This is a genomic window from Rubrivirga sp. (assembly GCF_049648075.1).
Lineage (GTDB): Bacteria > Bacteroidota > Rhodothermia > Rhodothermales > Rubricoccaceae > Rubrivirga.
On record NZ_JBARYR010000255.1, the window covers coordinates 1 to 2,109 of the forward strand.

The window sequence follows — 2,109 nt, forward strand, 5'->3', positions numbered from 1 at the left end:
CCGCTCCTGCTCGGCCGCCTGCGCCTCGGCCTCGAGGACGCCCGCCGCGTGGTCGCGTATTGCCGTCCCCGAAGCGAATCGGATCCCATCGCCACGCGCTCCAACGCGCTCGACGCCCTCGCCTCGATGGCGGCCCTTCACGCAGACATCGAGGCCGAGGTGCTGCCCGTCCTCGAGGCCGCGCTCGACGCGCCGAGCCCATCGCACCAAGCGCGAGCGCGGCGGGTGCTCGCCCGGCTCGACCGGCAAACGCGGCGGTAGCACTCGACCTCGAGGTCGCGCGACAGAGACGATGCCCGAACGCACCCCCCGCCAAACCGCATGGATCGAGCTGTCCGAGCTGTGGCTTGACACCGAGCACGAGCCGTCGACCCTCGAGGCGATCGCGCGCAGGTTGCAGGATCTCCCGTTCTCTGTCGACGAGATCGATGAGATTCATTGGCGCGAGGTCGCTCCGGTCCTCCGCACGAATCTGTGGCCACCCAATCCGGCCGGCGTGTGGACGGGGTTCGACCCGGACTGGCTGATCGAGCAGTGCCAGGCTCAGGCGGCACGCCGCCATCGGTGGACCTCGAGGGCGAGGTCGGGGTGGCTCCGCCGATGCGGCAATTGGCAGTACGCCGTCGTCCGCGCGCACCTCGTGAGCCGTCGCTATGGGGATTCAGAGGCCGGCCTCGAGGACGAGGGGTAGGTGAAGCATCGGCACCGCGGCGCAACGCGTTCGTTTACAGGGCTCCCCTCCTTTCTCCCCGATGGCCATCTCCCTCGACCGATCTCACGTCACCGACGCGCTCCACACGCTCGACACCGACCGCACCGCCCTCGACGATCTCGCTCTCGATGCGCACCGACGCGTCCTCGAGGGCGAGACCGAGAGCCCGGACATGCTGGGCTGGCGCGAGCTGTTGCTCAGCCCGGACGACGCGCTGCTCGAGAGCGTCATCGAGGTCGCGAGCGAGATCCGCGAACGTGCCGATGTCCTCCTGTGCATCGGCATCGGCGGGTCATACCTCGGGGCCGAGGCGGTCATGGACGCACTCGTCCCACCGTTCTCGAGCGACGGACCCGAGATCCTGTTCGCCGGGCACCACCTGGGGCCGGACTACCACACGCGCTTGTTCGACTACCTCGAGGGCAAGAGCGTCTACGTCAACGTGATATCGAAGTCCGGCACCACGCTCGAGCCCGCCCTCGCCTTCCGCATGGCGCGGCGTTTCCTGGAGGAGCGCTTCGACGACGCCGACCGACGCGTCATCGCAACGACGGATGCAGCCAAGGGCACCTTGCACGACTTCGCCATCGAGCAGGGTTACCGCCGCTACATCGTCCCGGACGACGTCGGAGGCCGTTTTTCGGTCGTGACGCCCGTCGGCCTTCTTCCCATCGCCGTCGCCGGCATCGACGTCCGGTCGATGTTCTACGGCGCTGTGTCCGAGGCCCGCGACTTTACGGATGCCGACGCGTCCAGCGCCGTGCTCCAGTACGCCGCCGACCGCTACGCCTTTCACGAAGCCGGCTACGCGACCGAGGTCATGGCCGTGATGGACCCACGTTTGAGAGGAATCGGCGCGTGGTGGCAACAGTTGTTTGGCGAGAGCGAAGGGAAAGAGGGCAAGGGCCTGTTCCCCGTCGTCCTGCAGTACACCACCGACCTGCATTCGGTCGGGCAGTACGTGCAGCAGGGCCAGCGCACGATGGTCGAGTCGTTCCTGCGCATCGACGACGCCGACGCCGGCCCGTCGGTCTCGGAAATCGATGGAAACGCGGACGGGCTGAACTACCTCGCCGGCAAGCCCTACGGCTTCATCAACGAGAAGGCCTACCAGGGTACCGCCGAAGCCCACCTCGAGGGCGACGTCCCGAACTGGACCTTGACGCTCCCGCGCCTCGATGCCGAGCACGTCGGCCGGCTGCTGTCCTTCTATATGCACGCCGTCGCCGTGAGCGGGACGATGCTCGACGTCAACCCGTTTAACCAGCCGGGCGTCGAGACGTACAAGCAGAAGATGTTCTCGCTCCTGGGAAAACCGGAGTAGATCGCCCCACCGTCGGCCTCGAGGGCGCGTCTTCGAGGCCGACGGGTCGCCGCGCCACCCGCGATTGCACGCC

General features: G+C 67.8%; 3 protein-coding genes. All 3 read left to right on the plus strand.

Annotated elements, in window-relative coordinates:
• On the plus strand, positions 1–261 hold a 261-nt coding region (locus tag WBA11_RS07675; RefSeq protein ID WP_424520111.1), incomplete at its 5' end, for a hypothetical protein.
• A 31-nt stretch (positions 262–292) separates the two neighbouring features.
• Positions 293–691, plus strand: a complete 399-nt coding sequence (locus tag WBA11_RS07680; RefSeq protein ID WP_424520112.1) for a DUF7079 family protein — start codon at positions 293–295, stop codon at positions 689–691.
• A 61-nt stretch (positions 692–752) separates the two neighbouring features.
• The gene (locus WBA11_RS07685; protein ID WP_424520113.1) at positions 753–2,036 is read left to right on the plus strand and encodes a glucose-6-phosphate isomerase; all 1,284 of its coding nucleotides are present in this window, start codon (positions 753–755) and stop codon (positions 2,034–2,036) included.
• Positions 2,037–2,109: the final 73 nt, after the last annotated feature.

Coding starts and splice junctions, on each gene's coding strand:
- WBA11_RS07685 (WP_424520113.1), top strand. CDS start 753: ATGGCCATCTCCCTCGACCGATCTCACGTCACCGACGCGCTCCACACG.
- WBA11_RS07680 (WP_424520112.1), top strand. CDS start 293: ATGCCCGAACGCACCCCCCGCCAAACCGCATGGATCGAGCTGTCCGAG.